The sequence below is a fragment of the Streptomyces sp. NPDC048696 genome (assembly GCF_043198895.1).
Classification (GTDB): Bacteria; Actinomycetota; Actinomycetes; order Streptomycetales; family Streptomycetaceae; genus Streptomyces.
The window spans coordinates 210,431-235,349 of sequence record NZ_JBICVJ010000009.1 but is presented as its reverse complement, the minus strand read 5'-3'; the positions used below and the strand labels follow the sequence as shown (position 1 = coordinate 235,349).

General features: G+C 72.1%; 24 protein-coding genes. 11 read left to right on the top strand and 13 right to left on the bottom strand.

The window, feature by feature from the left end; translation table 11 throughout:
- Nucleotides 1-53 precede the first annotated feature (53 nt).
- Genes ACGFRG_RS21045 through ACGFRG_RS21035 form a run of 3 tightly spaced genes read left to right on the top strand, consistent with a single transcriptional unit; the run spans nucleotide 54 to nucleotide 3,117 of the window.
- Nucleotides 54-818 (top strand): SDR family oxidoreductase, encoded by a 765-nt coding sequence (locus tag ACGFRG_RS21045; protein WP_393265903.1) that lies wholly within the window; start codon nucleotides 54-56, stop codon nucleotides 816-818.
- The gene (locus ACGFRG_RS21040) at nucleotides 815-2,467 is read left to right on the top strand and encodes a class I adenylate-forming enzyme family protein (RefSeq protein ID WP_393265900.1); all 1,653 of its coding nucleotides are present in this window, start codon (nucleotides 815-817) and stop codon (nucleotides 2,465-2,467) included. The genes ACGFRG_RS21045 and ACGFRG_RS21040 overlap by 4 nt, the downstream gene beginning before the upstream one ends.
- A 56-nt stretch (nucleotides 2,468-2,523) precedes the next feature.
- Nucleotides 2,524-3,117: a TetR/AcrR family transcriptional regulator gene (locus tag ACGFRG_RS21035; RefSeq protein WP_393265897.1), complete on the top strand. Its 594-nt coding sequence runs from the start codon at nucleotides 2,524-2,526 to the stop codon at nucleotides 3,115-3,117.
- Nucleotides 3,118-3,123: 6 nt separating this feature from the next.
- Here ACGFRG_RS21035 and ACGFRG_RS21030 read toward each other — a convergent pair whose 3' ends face one another.
- From ACGFRG_RS21030 to ACGFRG_RS21020, 3 genes are all read right to left on the bottom strand, one after another.
- The gene (locus tag ACGFRG_RS21030) at nucleotides 3,124-4,338 is read right to left on the bottom strand and encodes an acyl-CoA dehydrogenase family protein (protein WP_361421248.1); all 1,215 of its coding nucleotides are present in this window, start codon (nucleotides 4,336-4,338) and stop codon (nucleotides 3,124-3,126) included.
- A gap of 9 nt (nucleotides 4,339-4,347) precedes the next feature.
- Nucleotides 4,348-5,373, bottom strand: coding sequence for a phosphotransferase family protein (locus tag ACGFRG_RS21025; RefSeq protein ID WP_361421245.1), 1,026 nt, complete (start codon nucleotides 5,371-5,373; stop codon nucleotides 4,348-4,350).
- 112 nt (nucleotides 5,374-5,485) lie between these two features.
- Nucleotides 5,486-5,782, bottom strand: coding sequence for a hypothetical protein (locus ACGFRG_RS21020; RefSeq protein WP_361421242.1), 297 nt, complete (start codon nucleotides 5,780-5,782; stop codon nucleotides 5,486-5,488).
- A gap of 94 nt (nucleotides 5,783-5,876) precedes the next feature.
- Between ACGFRG_RS21020 and ACGFRG_RS21015 the strand changes: the two genes are divergently transcribed.
- A complete protein-coding gene (locus ACGFRG_RS21015) occupies nucleotides 5,877-6,809 on the top strand; it encodes an NADP-dependent oxidoreductase (RefSeq protein WP_361421239.1) in 933 nt (310 codons plus the stop codon).
- A 27-nt stretch (nucleotides 6,810-6,836) separates the two neighbouring features.
- Here ACGFRG_RS21015 and ACGFRG_RS21010 read toward each other — a convergent pair whose 3' ends face one another.
- The 4 genes from ACGFRG_RS21010 to ACGFRG_RS20995 are packed head-to-tail and all read right to left on the bottom strand — an operon-like array spanning nucleotide 6,837 to nucleotide 9,028.
- Nucleotides 6,837-7,154: a DUF202 domain-containing protein gene (locus ACGFRG_RS21010; protein WP_361421236.1), complete on the bottom strand. Its 318-nt coding sequence runs from the start codon at nucleotides 7,152-7,154 to the stop codon at nucleotides 6,837-6,839.
- Entirely contained in the window at nucleotides 7,151-7,543 is a 393-nt protein-coding gene (locus ACGFRG_RS21005; protein ID WP_361421230.1) for a DUF202 domain-containing protein, read from the bottom strand. Before ACGFRG_RS21005 ends, ACGFRG_RS21010 begins: the two co-directional genes overlap by 4 nt.
- Before the next feature lie 23 nt (nucleotides 7,544-7,566).
- Nucleotides 7,567-8,103 (bottom strand): NUDIX domain-containing protein, encoded by a 537-nt coding sequence (locus ACGFRG_RS21000; protein WP_361421227.1) that lies wholly within the window; start codon nucleotides 8,101-8,103, stop codon nucleotides 7,567-7,569.
- Between the two features lie 31 nt (nucleotides 8,104-8,134).
- Complete coding sequence (locus ACGFRG_RS20995) at nucleotides 8,135-9,028, bottom strand: DMT family transporter (RefSeq protein WP_393265890.1); 894 nt, start codon at nucleotides 9,026-9,028, stop codon at nucleotides 8,135-8,137.
- 335 nt (nucleotides 9,029-9,363) lie between these two features.
- On the opposite strand from ACGFRG_RS20995, the gene ACGFRG_RS20990 reads away from it, so the two are divergent.
- The 3 genes from ACGFRG_RS20990 (at nucleotide 9,364) to ACGFRG_RS20980 (ending at nucleotide 11,795) form a co-directional block, all read left to right on the top strand.
- A complete protein-coding gene (locus tag ACGFRG_RS20990) occupies nucleotides 9,364-10,335 on the top strand; it encodes a hypothetical protein (RefSeq protein ID WP_393265887.1) in 972 nt (323 codons plus the stop codon).
- Nucleotides 10,336-10,435: 100 nt separating this feature from the next.
- Complete coding sequence (locus ACGFRG_RS20985; RefSeq protein ID WP_393265884.1) at nucleotides 10,436-11,170, top strand: molybdopterin-dependent oxidoreductase; 735 nt, start codon at nucleotides 10,436-10,438, stop codon at nucleotides 11,168-11,170.
- Entirely contained in the window at nucleotides 11,112-11,795 is a 684-nt protein-coding gene (locus ACGFRG_RS20980; RefSeq protein WP_361421219.1) for a cytochrome b/b6 domain-containing protein, read from the top strand. The genes ACGFRG_RS20985 and ACGFRG_RS20980 overlap by 59 nt, the downstream gene beginning before the upstream one ends.
- Here ACGFRG_RS20980 and ACGFRG_RS20975 read toward each other — a convergent pair.
- Entirely contained in the window at nucleotides 11,792-13,228 is a 1,437-nt protein-coding gene (locus ACGFRG_RS20975; protein WP_393265881.1) for a gluconate:H+ symporter, read from the bottom strand. The genes ACGFRG_RS20980 and ACGFRG_RS20975 overlap by 4 nt on opposite strands.
- Nucleotides 13,229-13,265: 37 nt before the next feature.
- A complete protein-coding gene (locus ACGFRG_RS20970) occupies nucleotides 13,266-13,775 on the bottom strand; it encodes a gluconokinase (protein ID WP_361421213.1) in 510 nt (169 codons plus the stop codon).
- A 161-nt stretch (nucleotides 13,776-13,936) separates the two neighbouring features.
- Here ACGFRG_RS20970 and ACGFRG_RS20965 point away from each other — a divergent pair, with 161 nt between their 5' ends.
- The 4 genes from ACGFRG_RS20965 (at nucleotide 13,937) to ACGFRG_RS20950 (ending at nucleotide 18,145) form a co-directional block, all read left to right on the top strand.
- Nucleotides 13,937-14,638, top strand: a complete 702-nt coding sequence (locus ACGFRG_RS20965; RefSeq protein ID WP_361421210.1) for a FadR/GntR family transcriptional regulator — start codon at nucleotides 13,937-13,939, stop codon at nucleotides 14,636-14,638.
- A 201-nt stretch (nucleotides 14,639-14,839) separates the two neighbouring features.
- The gene (locus ACGFRG_RS20960) at nucleotides 14,840-16,294 is read left to right on the top strand and encodes an amino acid permease (RefSeq protein WP_361421207.1); all 1,455 of its coding nucleotides are present in this window, start codon (nucleotides 14,840-14,842) and stop codon (nucleotides 16,292-16,294) included.
- A gap of 136 nt (nucleotides 16,295-16,430) precedes the next feature.
- Nucleotides 16,431-17,516, top strand: a complete 1,086-nt coding sequence (locus ACGFRG_RS20955; RefSeq protein WP_361421204.1) for an S-(hydroxymethyl)mycothiol dehydrogenase — start codon at nucleotides 16,431-16,433, stop codon at nucleotides 17,514-17,516.
- Nucleotides 17,516-18,145 (top strand): MBL fold metallo-hydrolase, encoded by a 630-nt coding sequence (locus ACGFRG_RS20950; protein WP_361421201.1) that lies wholly within the window; start codon nucleotides 17,516-17,518, stop codon nucleotides 18,143-18,145. Before ACGFRG_RS20955 ends, ACGFRG_RS20950 begins: the two co-directional genes overlap by 1 nt.
- Here ACGFRG_RS20950 and ACGFRG_RS20945 read toward each other — a convergent pair.
- The 4 genes from ACGFRG_RS20945 to ACGFRG_RS20930 all read right to left on the bottom strand — a co-directional run bounded on the left by ACGFRG_RS20945 (nucleotide 18,129) and on the right by ACGFRG_RS20930 (nucleotide 24,804).
- Nucleotides 18,129-18,998, bottom strand: coding sequence for an amidohydrolase family protein (locus ACGFRG_RS20945; RefSeq protein ID WP_393265875.1), 870 nt, complete (start codon nucleotides 18,996-18,998; stop codon nucleotides 18,129-18,131). The two genes, ACGFRG_RS20950 and ACGFRG_RS20945, sit on opposite strands and share 17 nt — an antisense overlap.
- Complete coding sequence (locus ACGFRG_RS20940) at nucleotides 18,995-19,942, bottom strand: aldo/keto reductase (protein WP_393265872.1); 948 nt, start codon at nucleotides 19,940-19,942, stop codon at nucleotides 18,995-18,997. Before ACGFRG_RS20940 ends, ACGFRG_RS20945 begins: the two co-directional genes overlap by 4 nt.
- Nucleotides 19,943-20,012: 70 nt before the next feature.
- Entirely contained in the window at nucleotides 20,013-20,999 is a 987-nt protein-coding gene (locus ACGFRG_RS20935; RefSeq protein ID WP_393265870.1) for a pseudouridine synthase, read from the bottom strand.
- Nucleotides 21,000-21,066: 67 nt separating this feature from the next.
- On the bottom strand, nucleotides 21,067-24,804 hold the full coding sequence (locus ACGFRG_RS20930) for a metallophosphoesterase (protein ID WP_393265867.1): 3,738 nt from the start codon (nucleotides 24,802-24,804) through the stop codon (nucleotides 21,067-21,069).
- Nucleotides 24,805-24,919: the final 115 nt, after the last annotated feature.

Below are 24,919 nucleotides of genomic sequence, written 5' to 3'. Positions count from 1 at the left end.
CATACCGACTGGTTAGTCTGCTCGCAGTCGGCATGCGGAGAGGTGGATTCTCGATGGGTACGGTCAAGGGCGCGGCAGTGGTGGTCACCGGGGCGGGCGGCGGTATCGGCGCGGCCCTCGCCCGTAGATTCGCGGCGGAGGGCGCCCGCGTCGTCGTGAACGACCTCGACGCGGCCAAGGCGCGCGCGACGGCCGAGGAGATCGGCGCCATCGCCGTCCCGGGCGACGCGTCCGGCGTCGTCCCCGCGGCCCGCGAGGCGCTGGGCGGCGCCATCGACATCTACTGCGCCAACGCGGGCCTCGCCTCGGCCGGTTCGGAGGCCGCGTCCGAGCAGGTGTGGGCGGCGGCCTGGGACGTCAATGTGATGGCGCACGTCCGCGCGGCCCACGAGCTGCTGCCCGAGTGGCTGGAGCGCGGCAGCGGGCGGTTCGTCTCGACCGTGTCGGCGGCCGGGCTGCTGACCATGATCGGCGCGGCCCCGTACAGCGTCACCAAGCACGGCGCGCTGGCCTTCGCCGAGTGGCTGTCGCTCACCTACCGCCACCGGGGCGTCCAGGTCCACGCGATCTGCCCGCAGGGGGTGCGCACGGACATGCTGGACGCGACCGGCTCGGCCGGGGACCTGGTCCTGGTCCCGACCGCGATCGAGCCGCCTGCCGTGGCCGACGCGCTGTTCGACGCGATGGCCAAGGAGCGCTTCCTGGTGCTGCCGCACCCGGAGGTCGCCGAGTACTACACGGCCCGCGCGTCCGCCCCGGACCGCTGGCTGACCTCGATGAACCACCTTCAGCAGAAGTGGGAGGCAGTCGGCGAATGACCTCCATATACGCGGCGAAGCCGTGGCTCGGGCAGCTGAGCGAGGCCCAGCGGGCTCCCGTCGACCCGCCCGCGAGCGTGGTGCACGCCTTCCGCTCCGCCGTGCTGCGCGCCCCCGACCGCACCGCGCTCGCCTACTTCGACGGGCGGCTCAGCTACCGCGAGACGGACGCGCTCTCCGACTCGGTGGCGGGCCATCTGGCCGCCCGGGGGCTGCGGCGCGGCGACCGGGTCGCGATCATGCTCCAGAACACCCCGCACTTCGTGATCGCGCTGCTCGGCGCGTGGAAGGCGGGCGCGACCGTCGTCCCGCTCAACCCGATGTACAAGTCGGCCGAGGTCGGGCACGTCCTGAAGGACGCCGAGGTCACCGCGCTGATCTGCGCCGACCGGGCGTGGCAGGCGTATCTGCGGGACACCGCCGCCGACTCGCCCGTCGCGATCGCGCTCACCGCCTGCGAGCTGGACCTGCAGAGCCGCGACGACGCGCGCGTGCTCGCGTTCGAGCGGCTGCCGGTGCCCGACGACACCGAGGACCTGCTGGCCGTCGCCCGCCAGGGCCTGGCCGCTCCCGAGGGCCGCGAATCCGCCCCGGACGACACGGCGTTGATCAGCTACACCTCCGGGACCAGCGGCACCCCCAAGGGCGCCATGAACACCCACCGGGGGATCACCTACAACGCCGAGCGCCAGCGCACCGGCCTCCCCGTGCCCGAGGGCGCGGGCTACTTCGCGCTGGCCCCGCTCTTCCACATCACCGGCATGGTCTGCCAGTTGGCCGCGTGCGTGGCCAACGCGGGCACGCTGGTCCTCGCCTACCGCTTCCACCCCGGCGTCGTCCTGGACGCCTTCACCGAGCACCGCCCCGCGTACACCGTCGGGCCGTCCACCGCGTTCATGGCGCTTGCGGGCACCCCCGGTGTCAGCCGCGACCACTTCGACTCCTTCCGGGTGATCTCCTCGGGCGGCGCACCGGTGCCGCCCGCGCTCGTCGAGCGGTTCCGCACGGCGTTCGGCCCGTACATCCGCAACGGCTACGGACTCACCGAGTGCACCGCCCCCTGCGCCGCCGTGCCGCCCGAGCGGGAGGCCCCGGTCGACCCGGTCTCGGGCACCCTGTCGGTCGGCCTGCCGGGGCCCGAGACGGTCGTACGGATCGTCGACGAGGAGGGCGAGGAGGTGGACTTCGGCGAGCAGGGCGAGATCCTGGTGCGCGGTCCGCAGGTCGTGCCCGGCTACTGGCGCCGCCCGGAGGCCACCGCCGAGACCTTCCCGGACGGCGAACTGCGCACCGGCGACATCGGGTTCATGGACCGCGACGGCTGGCTCTATGTGGTCGACCGCAAGAAGGACATGATCAACGCGTCGGGCTTCAAGGTCTGGCCGCGCGAGGTGGAGGACGTCCTCTACACCCACCCGGCGGTGCGCGAGGCGGCCGTCGTCGGCGTCCCGGACGCCTACCGGGGCGAGAACGTCAAGGCGTACGTGAGTCTGCGCCCGGGCCTCGAAGCCGCGCCCGAGGAGCTCTCCGCGTACTGCGAGGAGCGTCTTGCGGCGTACAAATATCCCAGGGTGGTCGAGATCCTGCCGGAGCTGCCCAAGACGGCGAGTGGGAAGATCCTGAGACGGGAACTGCGTTCCCGCCACTAGAGCGGGGAAAACGGCGCGAAAAGAGCGTCGGCAACGACAAGAGAGGTGGCGACGGCATGGCCAGGACGACGGACGGGAGCGGCATCCCCGTCCCCCAGAGGCTGCTGGCCGCCGCCACCCGCCTCTTCGCCGAGAACGGCTACGACCGGACCTCGGTCCAGGAGATCGTCGAGGCGGCGGGCGTCACCAAGGGCGCGCTCTACCACTACTTCGGCTCCAAGGAGGACCTGCTCCAGGAGGTGTACGCGCGCGTGCTGCGCCTCCAGCAGGAGCGTCTTGACGCCTTCGCGGACGCGGATGCGCCCGTCGAGCGGCGGCTGCGCGACGCGGCCGCCGACGTCGTCGTCACCACCATCGAGAACCTGGACGACGCGGCCATCTTCTTCCGCTCGATGCACCATCTGAGCCCCGAGAAGAACAAGCAGGTACGGGTCGAACGGCGGCGCTACCACGAGCGGTTCCGGGCCTTGATCGAGGAGGGCCAGACCGCGGGCGTGTTCTCCACGGCCACCCCGGCGGACCTGGTGGTGGACTACCACTTCGGCTCGGTCCACCACCTGTCCACCTGGTACCGGCCGGACGGCCCGCTCACCCCGCAGCAGGTCGCCGACCACCTCGCCGACCTGCTGCTCAGAGCGCTGCGCCCCTGATCGCGGTCACAGGTACTTCTTCAGCTCCCGCCGCGCCAGCGAGCGCTGGTGCACCTCGTCCGGGCCGTCCGCGATGCGCAGGGTGCGGGCGGCCGCCCACAGCTCGGCCAGCGGGAAGTCCTGGCCGACACCGCCGGCGCCGTGCAGCTGTACGGCCTTGTCGATGATGTCGACGACCGTACGAGGCGTCGCGATCTTGATGGCCTGGATCTCGGTGTGGGCGCCGCGGTTGCCGACGGTGTCCATCAGCCACGCCGTCTTCAGCACCAGCAGGCGCAGCTGCTCGACGGCCACGCGCGCGTCCGCGATCCACTCTTGGACCACGCCCTGCTGGGCGATCGCCTTGCCGAACGCGGTCCGCCCAACCGCCCGTCGGCACATCAGCTCGATGGCCCGCTCGGCCATGCCGATCAGCCGCATGCAGTGGTGGATCCGGCCGGGCCCGAGCCGCGCCTGGGCGATGGCGAAGCCGCCGCCCTCCTCGCCGATCAGGTTGGCGGCGGGCACGCGCGCGCCGTGGAAGACGACCTCGGCGTGGCCGCCGTGCGCGTGGTCCTCGTAGCCGTACACCTGCATGGCGCGCCGGACCTCGACGCCGTCGGTGTCGCGCGGCACCAGGACCATCGACTGCTGGCGGCGCACGTCCGCGTTGTCCGGGTCGGTCTTGCCCATCACGATGAAGACCTTGCAGTCGGGGTTCATCGCGCCGGAGATGTACCACTTGCGCCCGGTGAGGACGTACTCGTCGCCCTCGCGCCGGATGCGGGTCTCGATGTTCGTGGCGTCCGAGGAGGCGACCTCCGGCTCGGTCATCGCGAACGCCGAGCGGATCTCCCCGGCCAGCAGCGGCTCCAGCCACTGCTTCTTCTGCTCGTCGGTGCCGAACTGGGCCAGCACCTCCATGTTGCCGGTGTCCGGCGCCGCGCAGTTGAGGGCGGTGGGCGCCAGGTGCGGCGAGCGGCCGGTGATCTCGGCGAGCGGCGCGTACTGGAGGTTGGTGAGCCCGGCGCCGAACTCGGCGTCCGGCAGGAACAGGTTCCACAGCCCCTGGCTGCGGGCCTCGGCCTTCAGCTCCTCCACCACCGCGGGCGTGTCCCACGGCGACTTCAGCAGCGCGCGCTGCTCGTGCGCGGTCGTCTCGGCCGGGTAGACGTACTGCTCCATGAAGGTGAGGAGCCTGGCGCGGAGTTCTTCGGTACGCGCGTCGAATGCGAAGTCCATGGCGGGGGTTCAGCCTTCCTGCGACTGGAGGGTGGTGAGGCCGTGGTCGATGAAGACGGGCACGAGGTCGCCGATGCGGTCGAAGCCCGCGCCGACGGTCTGGCCCAGCGTGTAGCGGTAGTGGATGCCCTCCAGGATCACGGCGAGCTTGAACCAGGCGAAGGCCGTGTACCAGGAGATGGCCGAGGTGTCCCGCCCGGACCGGGCCGCGTACCGCTCGATCAGCTCGGCGGGGGTGGGGTGTCCGGCGGCCCCGGCCGTGGTGGAGACCGGCGAGTCCTGCACCCTCAGCTCGGCGCTGTACATCACCAGGAGCCCGAGGTCGGTGAGCGGGTCGCCGAGCGTCGACATCTCCCAGTCGAGCACCGCCTTGATCTCGTCGTCGTCCCCGACCAGGACGTTGTCGAGCCGGTAGTCGCCGTGGATCACGGTCGGCGCGGGGGAGTCGGGCAGCGCCCGGCCGAGCGCCGCGTGCAGCTCGTCGATGCCGGGCAGGTCACGGTTGCGCGAGGCGTCGAGCTGCTTGCCCCAGCGGCGCAACTGCCGGTCCAGGAAGCCCTCCGGGCGCCCGAAGTCGCCGAGCCCGACGGCCTCCGGGTCGACGGCGTGCAGCTCGACCAGCGTGTCCACGAGGCCCAGGATCGCGGCCCGGGTCCGCTCCGGGCCCAGCGGAGCCAGCTGCTCCGCCGTCCGGTACGGGGTCCCGGCCACGTACTCCATGACGTAGAACGGCGATCCGAGCACCGACTCGTCCTCGCACAGCAGCAGCGGCTCCGGGACCGGTACGGCCGTCGGGTGCAGCGCGCTGATCACCCGGTGCTCGCGCTTCATGTCGTGCGCGGTGGCCAGCACATGGCCGAGCGGCGGCCGCCGGACCACCCACTGGCCGGTCCCGTCCGTCACGATGTACGTGAGGTTCGACCGGCCTCCCTCGACCAGACGGGCACTGAGCGGTCCGTTCACGAGGCCGGGCCGCACACGGTCGAGATGGGCGCGCAGCCGCTCCGGGTCGAGGCCTGGCGGGACTGAGCTCATGGCGGGGTACCTCCGGGAAACGACGATGGTCGGTAGGGTGTCACAGACACGCTACCGACCAGTCGGTATGTCGTCCAGATCCTGTCGGAGATACGTCGCGGAGCGGAGCGGGCTAATGGTCGTCCCAGTGACCGTCGTGCGCCGCGTGCCGATGCCCGTCATGGACGTAGTCCATATGGTCCCCGTGCGCCACGGACTGATGACCGCAACCGACGCCGTGCTCGTGCGCGTGCCCGTCGTGCGCGACATGCCCCGCGGGCTCGCACTCGTCCCAGTGCCCCGAGTGCTCCCGGTGCATGTGCCCGTCGTGCGCGTAGTCCGTGTGGTCGCCGTGCGGCACCGCGCGGTGCCCGCAGGTGGGCCCGTGCACATGCTCGTGCGTGGGGTGCTCCTCATGACCGACGGTCATGGCGCTCACCTCCCGGTACGACGTCACTTCCACCGTAATCCGCCGCACACGGCTCCGCTTGCGCAGACGCGCCGCAGGTCAGAGGCTCTTTGCCATGAAGGCGATCAGCTACAGCCGGTACGGCGGTGCCGAGGTCCTGGAATACGGCGACCGGCCGGACCCGAAGGTCGGACCCGACTCGGTCCTGGTCAAGGTGCGGGCCGCCGCCGTGAACCCGGTCGACTGGAAGGTCCGCCAGGGGTACATGGACCCGGTGCTCGAAGCGGTCTTCCCGGTCGTTCCGGGCTGGGACGTGTCCGGGGTCGTGGTCCAGCCGGGCGTGTCCGTGCCGGAGTTCGCGGTCGGGGACGAGGTGATGGGGTACGCGCGCGAGGACTTCCTGTCCCGGGGCACCTTCGCGGAGTACGTCGCCGCACCCGTGCGCACCCTCGCCCGCAAGCCGCGCAACCTGAGCTTCGAGGAGGCGGCGGGGCTGCCGCTGTGCGGGCTCACCGCGTACCAGACGCTGGTGCGGGCCCTTCAGGTGCGCGCGGGCGACACGGTCCTGGTGCACGCGGCGGCCGGCGGCGTCGGCTCGCTGGCGGTGCAGCTCGCCAAGCATCTGGGCGCCCGCGTCATCGGCACCGCCAGCGAGCGCAACCACGACTTCCTGCGGGAGCTGGGCGCGGAGCCCGTGGAGTACGGGGACGGGCTCGTCGACCGGGTCCGCGCGCTGGCGCCCGACGGTGTCACGGCCGCGTTCGACACGGTGGGCGGCGACGCGCTCAGGGCCTCGGCGGAGCTCCTGGCCCCCGAGGGCCGACTGGCGTCCATCGCGTCGGGCGAGGTCATCGGGCTCGGCGGGCACTACCTGTTCGTCCGCCCGGACGCGGCGGACCTGCGCGAACTGGCCGACCTGGCGGAGCAGGGCGTCCTCTCGGTGCACGTCGACGCCACGTTCCCGCTGGAACGGGCCGCAGACGCACACCGGCTGAGCGAGGAGGGCCGCACCCGGGGCAAGATCGTGGTGACGGTGGACTGGGAGTAGCCGCTCACACCAGTGGGGAGCAGCCGCTCAGACCAGTATCGCCACCGCGAACCCCGCCAGCGCCGTCACGCACGCCATCGCCGTGACCGCCTCGCGCGCCCGCAGCGCCCGCGGACGCGCCACACCGGACAGGGACTGGATACGGCCGTGGGCCACCACCAGGAAGCCCACCCAGACCAGGACGCTCAGGGCCACCGCGATCAGGCTGACCGCGCTGAGCCCGCCGCGCAGGGCCTGCCGGGCCGCGAGCACCGCCGCGACCGTGCAGGACAGGGTGGTGCGCCGCCAGGCGAGGCGGGTCCGCTCGGGCTGGAGCCCGGGGTCGCGGGCGGGCGCCCCGGTCACCCGGCCCAGCCGAAGACCACGGCCACCACCATGACCACGGCGACCACCGCGACCGCGACGCTCAGCACCGTCGGGAACCGCGACACCGGCAGATCCTCGCCGCGCCGCATCGCCCGCTCGCAGCGCACCCAGTGGTTCACGGCCCGCAGCGCGCACAGCACCCCGGAGCCGAGCAGCGCGAGCGCGAGCCCGACCCGGACGCCCCAGCGCAGGTCGGGCAGGAACTGGTCGACCGCGAAGCCGCCGCCGACCAGGGCGAGCGAGGTGCGGATCCAGGCCAGGAAGGTGCGCTCGTTGGCGAGCGAGAACCGGTAGTCCGGCGTCTCGCCCTCCTCGCCGATGCGCTGCGGCGCGAACCACAGCCGCAGGGTCTGCGCAATGCTGATCACATTTGCACACTACCCGCAGCGGATCACCCAGCCCGGTGCGCGCGCAGCCGCCGGTACGCGTCCAGCCCGTCCGGCACCCACTCCCAGCTCTCCAGCCGCCGCTCCAGCTCGGCCTCGGGCAGGAAGTCGTGCCAGGCGACCTCCTCGGCCTGCGGATCCACCGGCAGCGTGCAGCGCACCTCGTACACGGCCGACCACCAGGTCTGCCGCCCGTCGGCCCCGCCCTCGTACAGGAATCTGAACAGCGGTACGGGCCGGGGCAGTCCGCTCACCCCCAGCTCCTCCTCGGCCTCGCGCAGCGCCGCGTCGTCGTACGTCTCGCCCGCGCCGACCACGCCGCCCACGAACATGTCGTACAGCGACGGGAAGACCAGCTTCGTCGGGGTGCGGCGGTGCACGAAGATCCGGTCCTCGGCGTCCCGGGCGAGGATGAAGACGCACCGGTGGCGCAGGCCCCGGGCGTACGCCTCGCCGCGCGGCGCCCGGCCCACGACCTGGTCGTGCTCGTCGACGATGTCGAGGATCTCTTCGGCGGGGTCCGGGGGAGTCTGGCTCGTCATGACCCCCATCCAAGCACCGCCGCGTCGCGCGTCAGTGGGACTGGAGGTCCTTCGTACGCTCCTCGGGCGCCGTCCCGGACGGCATCGCCGGGTGCATGCCGAGCAGCACGATGCCGCCCACGATGGCCGCCAGACCGATCGCCTCCCAGGTCAGCGCGGCCACGTCGGTACGCACGCGGTCGCCCAGGAAGCCGACGCCGCAGGCGATCCCGGCGAGCGGCTGGGCGGCCGTCAGGGCGGGCAGCGACATCCGCAGCGGGGCGGTCTCGAAGGCGCTCTGCACCAGGATCAGCCCGCTCACCCCCAGCGCCACCACGGCGTACGGCTGCCAGCCGGTGAGCGCTTGCGACCAGCCGCCGGCCGACAGGCGCTCGCCGGTGACCCGGGTGAGCGCGTCCTGGAGGCCGTAGAGCATCCCGGCCGCCAGGGCGAGCAGGGTGGGCCCGGCGCTGAGGCGGGAGCGCTGCGCGGCCACCGTGAGGAGCATCGCGATGCCGACGACGAGGCCGATGATCAGCCAGTGCCGCAGCGGTCCGGCCACCTCGTTCCCGCCCTGCGGCTGCCCGGCCACCATGAACGCGGTCACCCCGCCCGCCAGCAGGGTGAGCCCCGCCCAGCCCTGGCGGCCCAGGGACTGCTTGGTCTGCCAGCGCGAGAGCGCCATCGCGAAGAAGAGGTTGGTGGCGAGCAGCGGCTCCACCTGGGAGACCTCGCCGTGGCCCAGGGCCAGCGCCCCCAGCACCATGCCCGCGACCATCAGCCCTATCCCGGCCAGCCAGCGCGGCACCCGGATGAGGTCGAGCAGCAGGCGCGGCGAGAGGAAGTCGCTCAGCGGGGCGTGCTGGGCGGCGTTTTGCTGGAGGACAAACCCGAAGCCCAGACAGCAGGCCGCGCCCACGGCGAGAGCGAGGACCAGAACCGACACGTCGTACACCTCAAGTACGGCCGGGGGGTGCGAACTTGCTTGACCATAGCGCTCCGGGGCGGCAGGCGCCTCCCGAGTACCCACCCGGGCTGCGCGCCGCACCACTTTCGGCCCTGTCCCGGTCGTCGGGCCGGCCCTGGCCGGTCCCGGTGCAGGTCAGCGCCAACTTCCGCCCCGGTAGAGCTAGTTGAAGCAACAAGGAGCCCGGCCCGACCTTGACGCGGAGCGTTGGGTACCGCTTTGCTGTGCGCGATCACCCTGTGACTCGTCCCGGCAGCCCCATACACCACATGCACCCCACCCGCATTTCATACGACTCCACGGGAAGTACGCGGATGTCCCCGCCCCCGCTCGGCCGCCCCCTGGGGGTTCCCTCCGGACGCAGTTCCTGGGGGCGGGGCGGCAGATCCTTGGACCCGGCGCTCGACGACGCCGAACTCGTCACCGTACGCGCCCAGTTGGCGCAAGGGCGGTGGACCAGGGTCCGCGCGCTGCTCGCCGCCACCGGCGACGACTGGGACCGGCGCGGCCACCGCCTCACCGTCCTGGGCGAGCCGGACACCTCCGCGGGCTGGGCCCACGAATGGCTGCTCAGCGAGCCCGACAGCGCGGACGCGGCCGCCCTGTACGCCTGCGCCCTGGTCCCGCGCGCCCTGCGCGGCAAGGCGAGTCAGGACCGCGCCCGCGACGCCTGTCTGGAGGCGGCCCGGCTCGCCCCCGCCGACCCCACCCCGTGGCTGGCCCTGCTCGCCCTCTCCTGCCGCCTGGGCTCGGACAACGAGACCGAGCAGATCTTCGCCGAGGTGTGCGCGCGGCACCCGGACCACCACCACGCCCACCACCTCATGGCAGCCCGGCTCGCCGAGCGCCGCCCCGGCGACGGCGCCGACCCGGCGCACGAGGTGTACGCCTTCGCGGCCGCCTCGGTCGCCCGCGCCCCCGCCGACTCCCCGCTCGCGCTGCTCCCGCTGGTCGCCCACGCCGAGCGCTACCGCGTCCTCGCCGGCCGGGGCGCGGCGCCCGAGGACCCGGCCGACTCCGGGCACTGGACCGGCCGACGCGCCCGGCAGGTGATCAGGTCGGCGTTCGACTGGTGGCTGGAGTGGGAGCGCGAGGACCATCCCCGGGCCGGGGTCGATCTCAACTTCCTCGCCCACGCCAAGCACTGCGAGGGCCGGTCCGCCGAGGCCGCCGCCCTCTTCCAGCGCATCGGCCGGCACGTCACGCCCGCGCCCTGGTCGTACCCGGACCGCGACCCCTACCGCGCCTTCCAGGCCGCCCGCAGCGCGGCGCTCGGCACCGGCTGAGCCCGTACCGCACCGCAGCCGGACGTCCTGGATCTGACGGAATCATGACGGCGGGCCGCGGCCCCTGGTGTCCCGGGGCCGCGGGTGCTCGAATCGGGGTGTGAAACCGGAACCACCTGAACCACCCGCCGACGAGAGCGCGCCGGTAGGGCGCCGGATCGTGCTCGGCATGCTCGGCCTCGGCGTCGCCGGGGTCGCCGCCGCCCCGGTCCTGCAGCGCGGCCTCGAAGCGTTCCTGGGCGCCGCGGCCGGGAAGGACCCCACCGGCCTGACCGGGCTGCTGCCCAACGGCGGCGGCTTCCGCTACTACTCGGTCGCCGACTCCGTACCGCACAAGAGCGCCGCCGACTACCGGCTGAGCGTCGACGGTCTGGTCGAGCGCCCGGGCACGTACACGCTCGACGCCCTGCGCGCGCTGCCGCAGACGCGCCTGGTGCGGGACGTGCAGTGCGTGACGGGGTGGCGGGTGCCCGGCACACCGTTCGCGGGGGTGCGGCTGTCCCGGCTCCTCGACGCCGCAGGGGTGCGCCCAGGAGCCGGAGCGGTCCGCTTCACCTGCTTCGACGGCACGTACACCGAGAGTCTTACGCTCGAACAGGCCCGGCGCGACGACGTCCTGGTCGCCCTGAGCATGCAGGACAAACCGGTCTCCCACGCGCACGGCGGCCCGGTCCGCCTCTATGTGGCGCCCATGTATTTCTACAAGTCGGCGAAATGGCTCTCCGGGATCACCGTGACGGGCAAGGTTCAGCGGGGATTCTGGGAGGAGCGGGGCTATGACACGGACGCCTGGGTCGGCCGGTCCAACGGACGCGAGGACCACCCCACGAGCTGAACCGGCGCCGCGCGTACGGAGGTTCGGCCGCGCCGAGCGCTGGGTGCACCGGTCCAACTACCTGGTGATGGGGGTGTGCGTCGCGTCGGCGGCGGTGCTGTATCTGCCGCAGCTCGCCGAGGCGGTGGGGCGGCGCGAGCTGGTGGTGCGGGTGCACGAGATCTCCGGGGTGCTGCTGCCGGTCCCGGTGCTGCTCGGTCTCGCCTCCCGCGCGTTCCGGGCCGATCTGCGCCGGCTCAACCGGTTCGGGCCGCACGACCGCGCCTGGCTGCGCTCGGCGCTCACCCGGGACGAGCGCCCGCGGACGGCGGGCAAGTTCAACGCCGGGCAGAAGGTCTACGCGGGCTGGATCACCGGGGCCACCCTGGTCATGCTCGGCACCGGCCTGTTCATGTGGTTCACGCATCTGGCGCCGCTGCCCGTACGGGTGGGCTCCACCTTCGTCCACGACTGGCTGGCGCTGGCCGTCGGCATCGTGCTCATCGGCCATGTGACCATGGCGCTCCTCGACCCGGAGGCACGCCGTGGCATGCGCACCGGGTCGGTGGAGCGCCCCTGGGCCCGGCGGGAGCACCGCCTGTGGCTGGAGGAGCTGGAGCGGGAGGAGCCCGAGGTCCGTCGCTAGATCACCAGCGACAGCAGCAGGACGAAGCCCAGCGCCACCACCGAGATGATCGTCTCCATCACCGACCAGGTCTTGAGCGTCTGGCCGACGTCCATCCCGAAGTACTCCTTCACCAGCCAGAACCCGGCGTCGTTGACATGGCTGAAGAAGAGCGAGCCCGCGCCGACCGCGAGGACCAGCAGGGCCGTGTGCGCGGTCGACATGTCGGCCGCGAGCGGCGCCACCAGACCGGCCGCCGAGATGGTGGCCACGGTCGCCGAGCCGGTCGCGAGCCGGATCGCGACCGCGATCAGCCAGGCGAGCAGCAGCGCCGGGATCGACCAGTTCTTGGAGAGGTCGAGGATCATCTGGCCCACGCCGACGTCGATGAGGGTCTGCTTGAAGCCGCCGCCCGCGCCGACGATCATCAGGATGCCCGCGATCGGGGCGAGCGACTTCTCGACGGTCGAGGAGATCCGCTCCTTGGAGAACCCGGCGGCCCGGCCCAGCGTGAAGATGGCGACGAGCACGGCCGCGAGCAGCGCGATCAGCGGCGAGCCGATCACATCGGTGACCCGCTGGACGTGGTTCTTCGGGTCGTCGACCACGATGTCGACCAGCGCCTTCGCCAGCATCAGCACGACCGGCAGGAGCACGGTCGACACGGTCGCGGCGAAGCTCGGGCGGGTTTCCAGGTCCTCGGAGGGGCGCGACGCGGGGGTCCGGGGGGAACCCCCGGTTGAGAACAGCATCCGGTCCGGCGCCGGGATGTCCACCCAGCGGGCCGCGTACTTGGAGAACACCGGCCCGGCGATGATCACGGTCGGGATCGCGACCAGCACGCCGAGGGCGAGCGTGACGCCCAGGTTGGCGCCGACCGCGTCGATGGCGACCAGCGGCCCGGGGTGCGGCGGGATCAGCCCGTGCATCACCGAGAGTCCGGCAAGGGCCGGGATGCCGATCCGCATCAGCGAGTAGTTGCCGCGCTTGGCGACGAGCAGCACCACCGGGATCAGCAGCACGATGCCGACCTCGAAGAACAGCGGCAGCCCGATGAGCGAGGCGATGACGACCATCGCCCACGGCATCGCGCGCCCGCCGGACTTCCCGGCCTTCGCCAGGATCGTGTCGACGATCTGGTCGGCGCCGCCTGAGTCGGCGAGCAGCTTGCCGAGGATGGCGCCCAGGGCGATGAGGACGCCCACTCCGGCGACGGTGTTGCCCAGGCCCGTGGTGAAGCTGGTGATCGCCTTGTCCAGGGGCGCGCCCGCGAAGGCGCCGAGCGCCAGCGAGCCGAGGGTCAGGGCGAGGAACGCGTGGAGCTTGTACCGGGTGATGAGCAGGACGATGACGGCGATGCCGGCGAGTACGGCGATCCCCAGCCGGGCGTTGCCCGCCGAGGTGATCGGAGCGGTCGCGCCCGCTGCCAGGATCTCGACGCTGAGACTGGTCACGGTGGTGTTCCTTAGCTGGCGAGTGGTGGCTGTCGGGTCAGCCGGCGATCCGGCGCAGCGCGGCGACGGCCCGGTCGGTGATCTCTTCGGGGGTGCCGGACACATCGACGGCGACGCCCGCCTCGTCCGCGGCGAGCTGCTGGAGCGCGGCGAACTGCGAGTCGAGCAGCGCGGCCGGCATGAAGTGCCCCTTGCGCTCGCGCATCCGGCGCTCGATGAGCTCGCGCTCACCGGTCAGATGCAGGAAGACGAGCCCGGGGGCGGCCGCCCGCAGCCGGTCGCGGTAGACGCGCTTGAGCGCGGAGCTGCTGACCACTCCGCCCAGGCCCGCCCGGCCGTGCGCCCACTGCCCGATCGCGTCGAGCCAGGGCCACCGGTCGGCGTCGTCCAGCGGGGTGCCGGCCGACATCTTGGCGACGTTGGCCGCCGGGTGGAAGTCGTCGCCCTCGGCGTACGGAACGCCCAGGGCCCGGGCGACGAGGGGGCCGATCGTGGTCTTGCCGGTGCCGGCGACGCCCATCACCACGACGACGTGGGGGGTGCTCATAGGTGGTGCCTCGCTGTCTTCGTCGACATCGATGTGTCGCGCTACTGAAACCCAAAAGGTGCGACGTATTCAAGACCCTGTGATGAATAAGTAATACTTTTCAAGAGGCGCCCCCGCGCGCTCGTCCCGGCCCGCGTCCACCGCCCCGTACGCTTACGCCCATGACCACACAGGCCCAGGGACTGCACGCACAGGTGCTCGACACCCTCGGCCGCGCGATCACCGCAGGCGAGTACCCGCCCGGCAGCGTGCTGCGCGGCGACGAGCTCGCCCAGCGCTTCGACGTCTCGCGCACCGTGATCCGCGAGGCGATCCGGGTCCTGGAATCCATGCAGCTGGTCGAGTCCCGGCGCCGGGTCGGCGTGACGGTACGGGCGAGCGAGCAGTGGAACGTGTACGACCCGCAGGTCATCCGGTGGCGCTTGGCCGGGGCCGACCGGCCGCGCCAGCTGCGCTCGCTGACCGTGCTCAGATCGGCCGTGGAACCGGTCGCCGCCGGACTCGCCGCCCACCACGCGACCCCCGAGCAGTGCGCCGCCCTCACCGAGCAGGCCCTGGGAATGGTCGCCACCTCGCGGGGCAGACAGCTGGAGGGATATCTGGTGCACGACGTCGCGTTCCACCGGATCGTCCTGAACGCCTCCGGCAACGAGATGTTCGCCCGGCTCGGCGACGTGGTCGCCGAGGTCCTGACCGGCCGCACCCACCATCACGTGATGTTCGAGGACCCCGACCCGGCGGCCGTCACCCTGCATGTCCGGGTGGCCGAGGCGGTCCGGGAACGGGACGCGGAACGGGCCGAAAGCCTCACCCGCGAGATCGCTGTCGGGGCACTGAGAGAACTGGACGTACTCGCCCCGTAAAGCTCAGATTTACCTCAGATTCATCACAGTTCTGCCCGTACGTGACATTGGCCACTGCCAAAATGCCCATCGAGCCGCGAGCATGTCCGGAATCAGCCACGCCGCGGTGACCCTCGATCGAGCTCACCGGAACGGGACGCATCACCGGCACCGCCCGGTATCGCACGACCGCATGACCCCTCACGAAGGCGATACAGCTACATGAGTGACCGCACCGCCATGCCTGCGGCCGAGACGACGGCGGCGACGCCGACGCAGGGCACCCCCCACATCGATGCCGGTGACGCCGGTTACAGCAAGGACCTCAAGTCCCGCCACATCAACATGATCGCCATCGGCGGCGCGATAGGCACCGGCCTGTTCCTCGGCGCCGGCGGCCGCATGGCGGGCGCGGGCCCGTCGCTCGCGATCGCGTACGCGGTCTGCGGCGTCTTCGCCTTCTTCGTGGTCCGGGCGCTCGGCGAGCTCGTGCTCTACCGCCCCTCCTCCGGCGCGTTCGTCTCCTACGCCCGTGAGTTCATGGGCGAGAAGGGCGCGTACTCGGCCGGCTGGCTGTACTTCCTGAACTGGTCGACCACCGCCGTCGCCGACATCACGGCCGCCGCGACCTACGCCCACTTCTGGGCCATGTTCAGCGACATCCCGCAGTGGGTCCTCGCCCTGATCGCGCTCGCGGTGGTGCTCACCGCCAACCTGATCTCGGTGAAGTACTTCGGCGAGATGGAGTTCTGGTTCGCGATCATCAAGGTCGCGGCCCTGGTCGCCTTCATGCTGGTCGGCATCTACCTCGTCGTCACCCAGCACAGCGTCGACGGCAACACCCCGGGCCTGGCCAACATCACCGACCACGGCGGCATCTTCCCGATGGGCATGCTGCCGATGCTCCTGGTCATCCAGGGCGTCGTCTTCGCGTACGCCTCGGTCGAGCTCTGCGGTGTCGCCGCGGGCGAGACCGAGAACCCGCAGAAGATCCTGCCCAAGGCCATCAACTCGATCATGTGGCGCGTCGGCATCTTCTACGTCGGCTCGGTCGTCCTGCTCGCGCTGCTGCTCCCGTACACCCAGTACTCCGGCGACGAGAGCCCTTTCGTCACCGTCTTCGAGAAGCTCGGCGTGCCGGGCGCGGCCGGTGTGATGAACCTGGTCGTGCTGACCGCCGCGCTCTCCAGCCTGAACTCGGGCCTGTACTCCACCGGCCGCATCCTGCGCTCGATGGCGATGTCGGGCTCCGCGCCCAAGTTCACCGGCCTGATGAACAAGGGCCAGGTGCCCTACGGCGGCATCCTGCTCACCGCCGGCTTCGGCGTCCTGGGCGTCGGGCTGAACTACGTCGTGCCCGGCAAGGCCTTCGAGATCGTGCTGAACTTCGCCTCCATCGGCATCCTCGGCACCTGGGCGATGATCATGATCTGCTCGCTGCTGTTCTGGCGCCGCGCCCAGGAGGGCAAGCTCACCCGTCCGTCCTACCGGCTGCCCTGGGCCCCCTACACCCAGATCGTGACGCTGTTCTTCCTCGCCTCGGTCGTCTTCCTCATGTGGTACGGCGGCGGCGTCGGCCGCACCACCACCTACTGCCTGCCCGTGATCGCGGCCATGCTGGTCGGTGGCTGGTTCCTGGTCCGCAAGCGGGTCACGGAGCTCGCGGCCAAGAAGTAACGGCGGCGGCACACGGTTCACCAGGGCGGCACCCCGGCGCGGGGTGCCGCCCTTCGCCATGAGCCGGGTAACGTGCCAAGGCCGGGCCCGTACACATTTCCGTACGTACGGGCGGTGCGAGAAAGGAAGTTCACGCATGCCGCAGCAGGTCCGAGGGGTCATCGCGCCGGGGAAGAACCAGCCCGTGCGGGTGGAGACGATCGTGGTGCCGGACCCGGGGCCCGGCGAGGCCGTGGTGAGGATCCAGGCCTGCGGGGTCTGCCACACCGATCTGCACTACAAGCAGGGCGGGATCAACGACGACTTCCCCTTCCTGCTCGGCCATGAGGCGGCCGGTGTGGTGGAGTCGGTCGGCGCGGGCGTCACGGACGTCGCCCCCGGCGACTTCGTGATCCTCAACTGGCGCGCGGTGTGCGGCCAGTGCCGGTCCTGTCTGCGCGGCCGCCCCCAGTACTGCTTCGACACCCACAACGCGAAGCAGAAGATGACGCTCACCGACGGCACCGAGCTCTCGCCCGCGCTCGGCATCGGGGCGTTCGCCGAGAAGACCCTGGTCGCGGCCGGGCAGTGCACCAAGGTCGACCCGTCGGTCTCGCCCGCCGTCGCCGGACTGCTCGGCTGCGGTGTGATGGCGGGCATCGGCGCCGCGATCAACACCGGCAACGTGGGTCGCGGGGACTCGGTCGCCGTCATCGGCTGCGGCGGCGTCGGCGACGCGGCGATCGTGGGCGCGCGGCTCGCGGGCGCGGCCCGGATCATCGCCGTCGACATCGACGACCGCAAGCTGGCCACCGCCAAGGCCATGGGCGCCACCCACACGGTCAACTCCCGCACGGACGACGCCGTCGAGGCGATCCGCTCCCTCACCGGCGGCTTCGGCGCCGACGTCGTCATCGAGGCGGTCGGCCGCCCCGAGACCTACCGGCAGGCGTTCTACGCCCGCGACCTGGCCGGGACCGTCGTCCTCGTCGGGGTGCCGACGCCGGACATGAAGCTGGAGCTGCCGCTGATCGACGTCTTCGGGCGCGGCGGCGCGCTGAAGTCGTCCTGGTACGGCGACTGCCTGCCCTCGCGCGACTTCCCGATGCTGATCGATCTGCACCGGCAGGGCCGCATCGACCTGGCCGCCTTCGTCACCGAGACGATCGCTCTCGACGACGTGGAGAAGGCCTTCGAGCGCATGCACGAGGGCGACGTCCTGCGCTCGGTGGTGGAGTTCTGATGACCGCCCGTATCGAGCAGCTGGTCACCTCGGGCACGTTCGCGCTGGACGGCGGGGTCTGGGACGTCGACAACAACGTCTGGATCGTCGGCGACGACGAGGAGGCCGTGGTCGTCGACGCGGCCCACGACGCGCAGGCGATCCTGGCCGCCCTCGGCGGCCGCACCCTGCGGGCGATCCTGTGCACCCACGCCCACAACGACCACATCGACGCGGCCCCCGCGCTCGCCGAGGCCACCGGCGCACCGGTGCTGCTGCACCCGGACGACCTTCCGCTGTGGAAGCTCACCCACCGGGACCGGGCCCCGGACGGCGAACTGACCGACGGGCAGCACCTGTCGATCGCCGGTACCCGCCTCGACGTGCTGCACACCCCGGGCCACGCCCCGGGCGCGGTGTGTCTGCACGCGCCCGACCTGGGCACGGTCTTCACCGGCGACACGCTCTTCGCCGGCGGCCCGGGCGCGACCGGCCGCTCCTTCTCCCACTTCCCGACCATCGTCGACTCGATCCGCGACCGGCTCCTGACGCTGCCGCCGGAGACGGTCGTACGGACGGGCCACGGCGACTCGACCACCATCGGCGCCGAGGCACCCCACCTGGACGAGTGGATCAGGCGCGGCCACTGAGCCGGTAGACCCGATCGGCCGTACCGCCGAGGACCTGGGCCCGCTCGTGCGGGCTCAGGTCCCCGATCAACTCCCTCGCGGTGTCCAGGACCTGGCCGTACGAGGAGGCCAGCAGGCACACCGGCCAGTCGGAGCCGTACATCAGCCGCGCGGGGCCGAAGGCCTCCAGGGCCGTGTCCGCGTACGGCCGCAGATCGTCGACGTGCCACCGCGCCCAGTCGGCCTCGGTGACCAGGCCCGACAGCTTGCAGACGGTGTTGGGGAGCGCGGCGAGCGCGCGGACGGCCGACGCCCAGGGCTCTGTGGCGCCGGAGGCGATCGGGGGTTTGCCCAGGTGGTCGAGGACGAAGGTCAGCCGCGGGTGCCGCTCGGCGGCCCGTACGCAGGCCGGGAGCTGATGGGGGAGCACCACCAGGTCGTACGCGAGCCCGGCCGCCGCGACCGCCGCCAGCCCCGCGCCCACGTCCGGCCGCAGCAGCCACCCGGGGTCGCGCTCGCCCTGCACCTGGTGCCGGATCGCCACCAGCCTGGTGCCGCCGGGGAGTTCGCCGAGCCGGGCCAGCTCGTCGGCCACCCCGGGCGCGGTGAGATCGGTCCAGCCGACGACCCCGCGCACCAGCTCGCTGCCCGCCGCGAGCGCCAGGAGCTCGGGGGTCTCCTCGGCCACGGTCACGGTCTGGACGAGCACGGTGGCGGACACACCGGCGGCGGCGGTCCCGGCCCGCAGCTCGTCGAGGAGGAAGTCCCGGCGCAGGGGCGCGAGGTCAGGAGTGCTGATCCAGTCCTGGTCGCGGACGGCGAGGTCCCAGAGGTGGTGGTGCGCGTCGACCACCCGGCCCGGCTCCCCGGTCATCCGCCCAGCTCCTCCCAGAGCGCGTCCGGCACCGGGCGCGCGAACAGCGCGGCGGCGTCCCGCACTTCGGCCGCCGACCGGGCCCCCACCAGGACGCTCGCCACCGCCGGGTGGCGCAGCGGGAAGGCGAGGGCGGCGGCCCGCAGCGGTACGCCGTGCCGCTCGCACACCGCCTTCAGCCGCAGCGCCCGGTCCAGCAGGCCGGGCGGCGCGGCCGTGTAGTCGAAGGTGGCACCCGGCCGGGGGTCGGCGAGCAGCCCCGAGTTGAAGACCCCGCCGACCACCACGCTCTTGCCGCGCGCGGCAGCCTCGGGCAGCAGTTCCTCGGCCGCCCGCCGGTCGAGCAGCGAGTACCGCCCGGCGCACAGCACCGCGTCCACATCCGTGTCCCGGACGAACCGGGCGAGCATGGCGGCCTGGTTCATCCCGGCGCCTATGGCCCGGACGACCCCTTGCGCGCGCAGCCGTTCCAGCGCCGGATACGCCTCGCGCAGTGCCTGTTCGCCGTGGTCGTCCGGGTCGTGCAGATACACGACGTCGACCCGGTCGAGCCCGAGCCGCCAGAGGCTGTCCTCGATGCTCCGCAGCACCCCGTCCGCGCTGAAGTCCCAGCGGCGGCGGTGGGTGGCGGGGACGGCGAACCCCTCCGCGAGATCGTCGCCGTACGGCTGAGGGGCCGGTTCCAGGACGCGGCCGACCTTGGTGGACACGCTGTACGCGTCCCGGGGGCGGCCGCGCAGGGCCTCGCCGAGTCGGCGCTCGGAGAGGCCGAGGCCGTAGTGCGGGGCGGTGTCGAAGTAGCGCACCCCCACGTCCCAGGCGGCGTCGACCGCGCCCCGGGCATCGGCGTCGGACACCTCGCCCAGGAGGTTTCCCAGCCCGGCCGTCCCCAAGGCCAGCACGCTGACAAGGCAGCCACTGCCACCGAGCTTCGTGACCCGCATGTCTGCATATTTATCAGACCTCTGCGGCCTTCAGGCACCCCTGGGACGGCGAATTCGGGGTGCGGGGCGTTCATTGACCCGATGTATCCCGCCGCGGTGTATCTCGTGCAACGCGCTCGTCGACGGGAGCGGGCCAGCTCTCCAGGCTCAGCCCGCTCTCGAACCTCCGCACCCGCCCGTCGACCGGATCGGTGAACTCCAGGACCTTGGCGAGCAGTTGCAGCGGATGTGTGAAGTCGTCCGGAGCGGGTTCCTCGGCCACCACCGGGTACACCGGGTCGTTGAGGATCGGCAGCCCCAATGCGTTCATATGGACCCGCAGCTGATGGGTGCGCCCGGTGGCGGGCAGCAGGCGGTAGCGGCCGAGGGCGCCCCGGCGCCCGGCCGGCTCGATCCGGCTCTCGGCGTTGGGCTCGCCCGGCTCCTCGTGCGCGGCGATCACCCCGCGCTCCTTGACGATCCGGCTGCGCACGGTCACCGGCAGCGCCACCTTCTCGTCGTACGGGGCCACCGCCTCGTACTCCTTGCGCACCAGGCGCGACGCGAACAGGTTCTGGTACGCGCCCCGGTCCTCGGGACGCACGACGAACAGCGCGAGCCCGGCGGTCAGCCGGTCCAGGCGGTGCGCGGGCTGGAGCGCGGGGAGACCGAGGTCGCGCCGCAGCCGGGCGAGGGCGGTCTCGGTGATGTGCCGTCCCCGGGGCGTGGTGGCCAGGAAGTGCGGTTTGTCGGCGATCACGATCCGCTCGTCGCGATGGACGATCCCGATGGGGAACGGCACCGGCACCTCGGGCGCGAAGTCCCGGTGGAACCAGACGTCCATCCCCGGCCGGTACGGCAGCTCGGCGTCCACCGGCCGCTCGGCGGTCACGAACCGGCCCTCGCGCAGCATCCGCGCCACGCCCTCGGCCCCGATCGCGCCCTGGAACCGCTCGACCAGATGCTCCCCGACCGTGCCCCACACCCCGTCCGGATCGGCGGGCAGCCGCACCCGGACCGGGTCGATGCCGTCGCGCTGGGGGAGCGGGGCGGCGGGCGTCCTGGATCTGCGTGTCACCGGGCAACGGTAGCGGCCACCACGCCACGGCCCGGCCGGACCCGCGTCGGGCCGCGTCAGGTCCGTGTCAGGCGAACTCGGTGCCGAGCCGTGGCTCGCGCCGCGACCGCCAGGTCGGGGACAGGGCCTCGACCGAGAAGTGGTCGAGGGAGACCCCGGTGAGGTCGGTCAGCCGCTCCCGTAGCTGCTTCCAGCGCTCCCGGCTCACCGTCACCCGGTCCTCGTCCAGCACCTGGTCGCAGAAGAGATCGAGCCAGTCGGTGAGTTCACGGGTGACCCGGGGCACGTCGGCGCCGGGCGTGCGCTGCGCGACGCCCGTCAGATGGGTCTCTATCGCCGTGATCACCGGATGCCTGCGGTTGAGCAGTCTGCGCGGGCGTTCGGCCGGGGCCGTCTGGGAGCGCCGCCGGGTCACGCCGTCCGCGCGGCCGACGGTCCCGTACCGCTTCGGCAGTGGCACATACAGCGAGTCGCCGAACACCTCGCTCTCCGCCAGCGCGTGATCGGCCCGCAACAGCTGCCACACATGCCCCTCGCGCACCTCCGGCAGCACGCGCTGGAAGTCCTCGGTGAGCTCGGTGGCCTGGTCGACGACGCGCAGCGACTTCTCGTGCGGCCAGGCGTCCTGGATGAGCCCGAGCTCGCGCTTGTCGGCGGCGACGATCCACTGGGTGAGGCCGTTGGCGCGCGAGAACGCCGGGAAGACGGCGTGCCGGGTCAGCCCGTCGAGAGTGGCGACCGAGCACGTCTGCGGGTCGATGTCGGCGAGGCAGACATACGCCGTCTTGCCGGCCGCCGAGCGCACCCGGGTCAGGCAGTGCTCCAGATACGTATGGGTGGCGGCCTCGGTGAGCTCCTGCGACTTGTGGAACTTGCCCCATTGGTTGCGGTCCTGGAGCACATCCGTGAGCGCCAGATAGCCGGCCCTGCGCCGCGCCGAATCGTTGAGGCAGGTCACCTGCGCGGCCCGCACCAGCTCCGGGAGGAGCGCGGCGACTTCGCGGAAGACCAGCCGTTCGACCTCGTCGTGCAGCTCCTCGTGGGTGTCCAGCTCGTTGCGCGAGGCGGTCACCGGGGCGCTGTCGCGCCGGAAGTCCACGGTGAGATGGCAGCCGGAGAGATTGGCGTCCCGGCTTTCGGTGTACGCGTACGCCCCCTCCTCCTTGGGGCGCAGCCCGCGCTGCTCGGTGATACGGATCCCGTCGACGCAGAACGTCACCGAGGTGTGGCCCATGTTGCTGTACGTGGGCGTCTTGTCCTTGTAATTCCCCTTGCGCTGGCTCGGCTTGGGGTCGTGCAGCACCTGGAGCTTGAAGTCGGCCGCGTACGGGCCGAACTGCGCGGAGCCGTAGCGGTCGCGGGTCCGCCAGCCGTTCAGATCCTCCTGGAACCGCGCCAGCGGCGAGAAGTCGCGCAGCGACGTCGGCAGCCGCAGATCCGGTACGACGTGCAGGCACGGCGGCAGATAGGCGAAGAAGTCGACCATGGCGTCCCGGAAGTCGGCCGTGCTCAGCGTGTCCGAGAGCTGGATGCGGATCTCGGTGCCCGGCTCGCAGGTGGTGTGGTCGGTGTAGAACGGCCGGTCGGGGCTGGAGAACTGGACCAGGATGCCATCGACGGGACGGCCGTCCGGGACCCGGGTGCGCACCTCGACCGAGGCCGCGGCGCTGAAGACCGAGGCGAAGCCGATGCCGAAGCGGCCGAAGAGCGCCGGGCCGTCCTCGGCCGCCTCCTCCTGCTCGGCCTCCCGCCACCCGGAGCGCCCGAGGACCGACAGCTGCGTCACCACCTGCTGGTAGGTCATGCCGACGCCGTTGTCCCGGATCACCACATGGTGGGCGTCCTGGAGCTCCACCTCGACACGCGGCACATAGTCCTGCTCGCCGCCCTTGACGCGCATCTCGGTGGCGTCCACCGCGTTCTGGATCAGCTCCCGCAGCCAGACGTGCGGCCGGTCGCCGTAGAGCGCCGAGCCCATCAGGAGCCGGGTGATCGGCCGTGCGTCCACCCGCAGCTCATGGCTCTGCAGGCTGCGCTCGGTCCAGTTGGGGGTGCGCAGCTCGAACCGTACCGGCGGCCGGATCAGCTGCCACTTGCGCCAGGCGTCCTCCAGCTCCGTGAAGTACAGATGCATGGTGTGCAGCGCCTCGGCGGCCAGGTGGAACGCCTGGCGCCCGCGCGTCGCCAGGTCGAAGACCAGACAGCTGTCGGAGGCGTCCCGCTCGTGCACGCCCAGCACATGGCGGCGGAACTCGCCGGTGCGGACCGCGTCGGCGTCCATCAGGCCGGGGTTGTCGAGGAGCTGCGCGAGATGGGCGAGCCCCCACAGGAAGGCGAACGAGGCGGCCGTCGGATGGCGGCGGAAGTCACCGGCGCGCTTGATCCGCGCCGGTTCGCTCAGGCTCAGGTGCTTGAGCAGCCGGCGCAGCTCGCCCGCGTCCTCGGCGGACACGTCCTTGGCGGCCACGGCGAGCCGGTCGAGCACCCCGGCCGTCGCGGCCGCGCCCGCCGCCTCGGCTCCCGGCACCACGCTCCGGGCGCTGTGCCGTGCGATGGCGGCCTCGGCCAGGACGTACGCGAACGCCACCTGCTCGGCGCTGCCGTACGCGGTCAGCGGCGAGCGCGCGTTGACCAGCTCCACGACCTGCTGGAAGACCCCGAGGGTGTGCTCCAGCTCCCGGTCCTCGTTGAGCAGTTCGGGCACCAGGGCGCGCAGCCGGTCGATCTCGGGCTGGAGCGCGGCGAACGAGGCACTGCCGGAGCCGGAGCCGGAGCCGGAGCCGGATGGCAGGGCGGCGGCGCTGCTGCGCCGAAGCGGCTGCAACCCCTCCAACGGCGCCCCTCTGCCCTCCTCATAGACATCCAGATGCTCCCGAAACTGCCCACTGTGCACGTTCTCGTACTTGAAGTACCGCACCCGGCAGGCGTTCTCGGCGAACAGGATCTCGCCGGTGGCGTATCCCCGTACGAACTCGGCCGAGTTGTCCCCGTGCGGGCGGCCGAAGAACAGCATTGAGGGCACGCGCAGCAGCTTGGAGTGCGGGGTGGTGAGCAGCCCCAGCTCGCGCGGGCTGTGCAGATGCCCGAAGAGACCGATCTGGTAGCGCAGCCCGAGACCTCGGACGGCCGGGGCGCTGATGTCCTGCTCCAGCCAGTCGAAGGGGTGGTGCTGGGCGAAGAGCGCGAAGTCGACGGTGTCGTCAGGGGCGGGCGTCTGCGCGATGGAGAGCAGCAGCCGCCCCCGGTCGTCGCCGGTCCCCGCCTCCTGGCCGTGGTAGAAGCCGGCCCAGGCCGAGTTGATCCCGAGGATCCGCAGCCGCTTGCCGCCCACCTCGACGTCGTACGTCCACTGATACGCGTCGTCCGTACCGGCGGGCGCCCACTTCGCCACGCACTCCTGGTAGTTGCGGAACGGGTCGGCGAAGTTGGCCCGCTGCCGGTCCTGGGCGAGGAAGGTGTCCACGGCGGCCGCGTCCGTGAGCCCGGTGATCAGATGCGGCGCCTTCATCCGCGCCTCGGCCCGGTCCATGTCGTGATTGCCGGGCACGAACAGCATCGGGGTGTCGTCGCCGACGATGTCCCGCAGCGGCGCGAGCAGCAGCTCGGAGGCGGACGCGTACTCGGCCCGGCCCCCGGAGAAGGCGATGTCCCCGGTGAACAGCACGAAGTCGGGCACTCCGGACGCCTCGGCGACGTCCCGCAGATGCGCGAGCAGCAGGGCGACGTACTGCGTCTGCTCCTGCGAGGGCTTCCCCGGCCAGTGCAGATCGGAAAGCTGCCACCACCGAATCCCGTTACGCCCCACACGTACCCCACTCCAACAGACCGACGGGCACGGTGCCCTGCCGGGCAATGAGGCAATGCAGCGTAGCGGCGGGGCAGGGGCGTGGGGGGCGGGTTGGCGGAAACGGGGGTGGGCG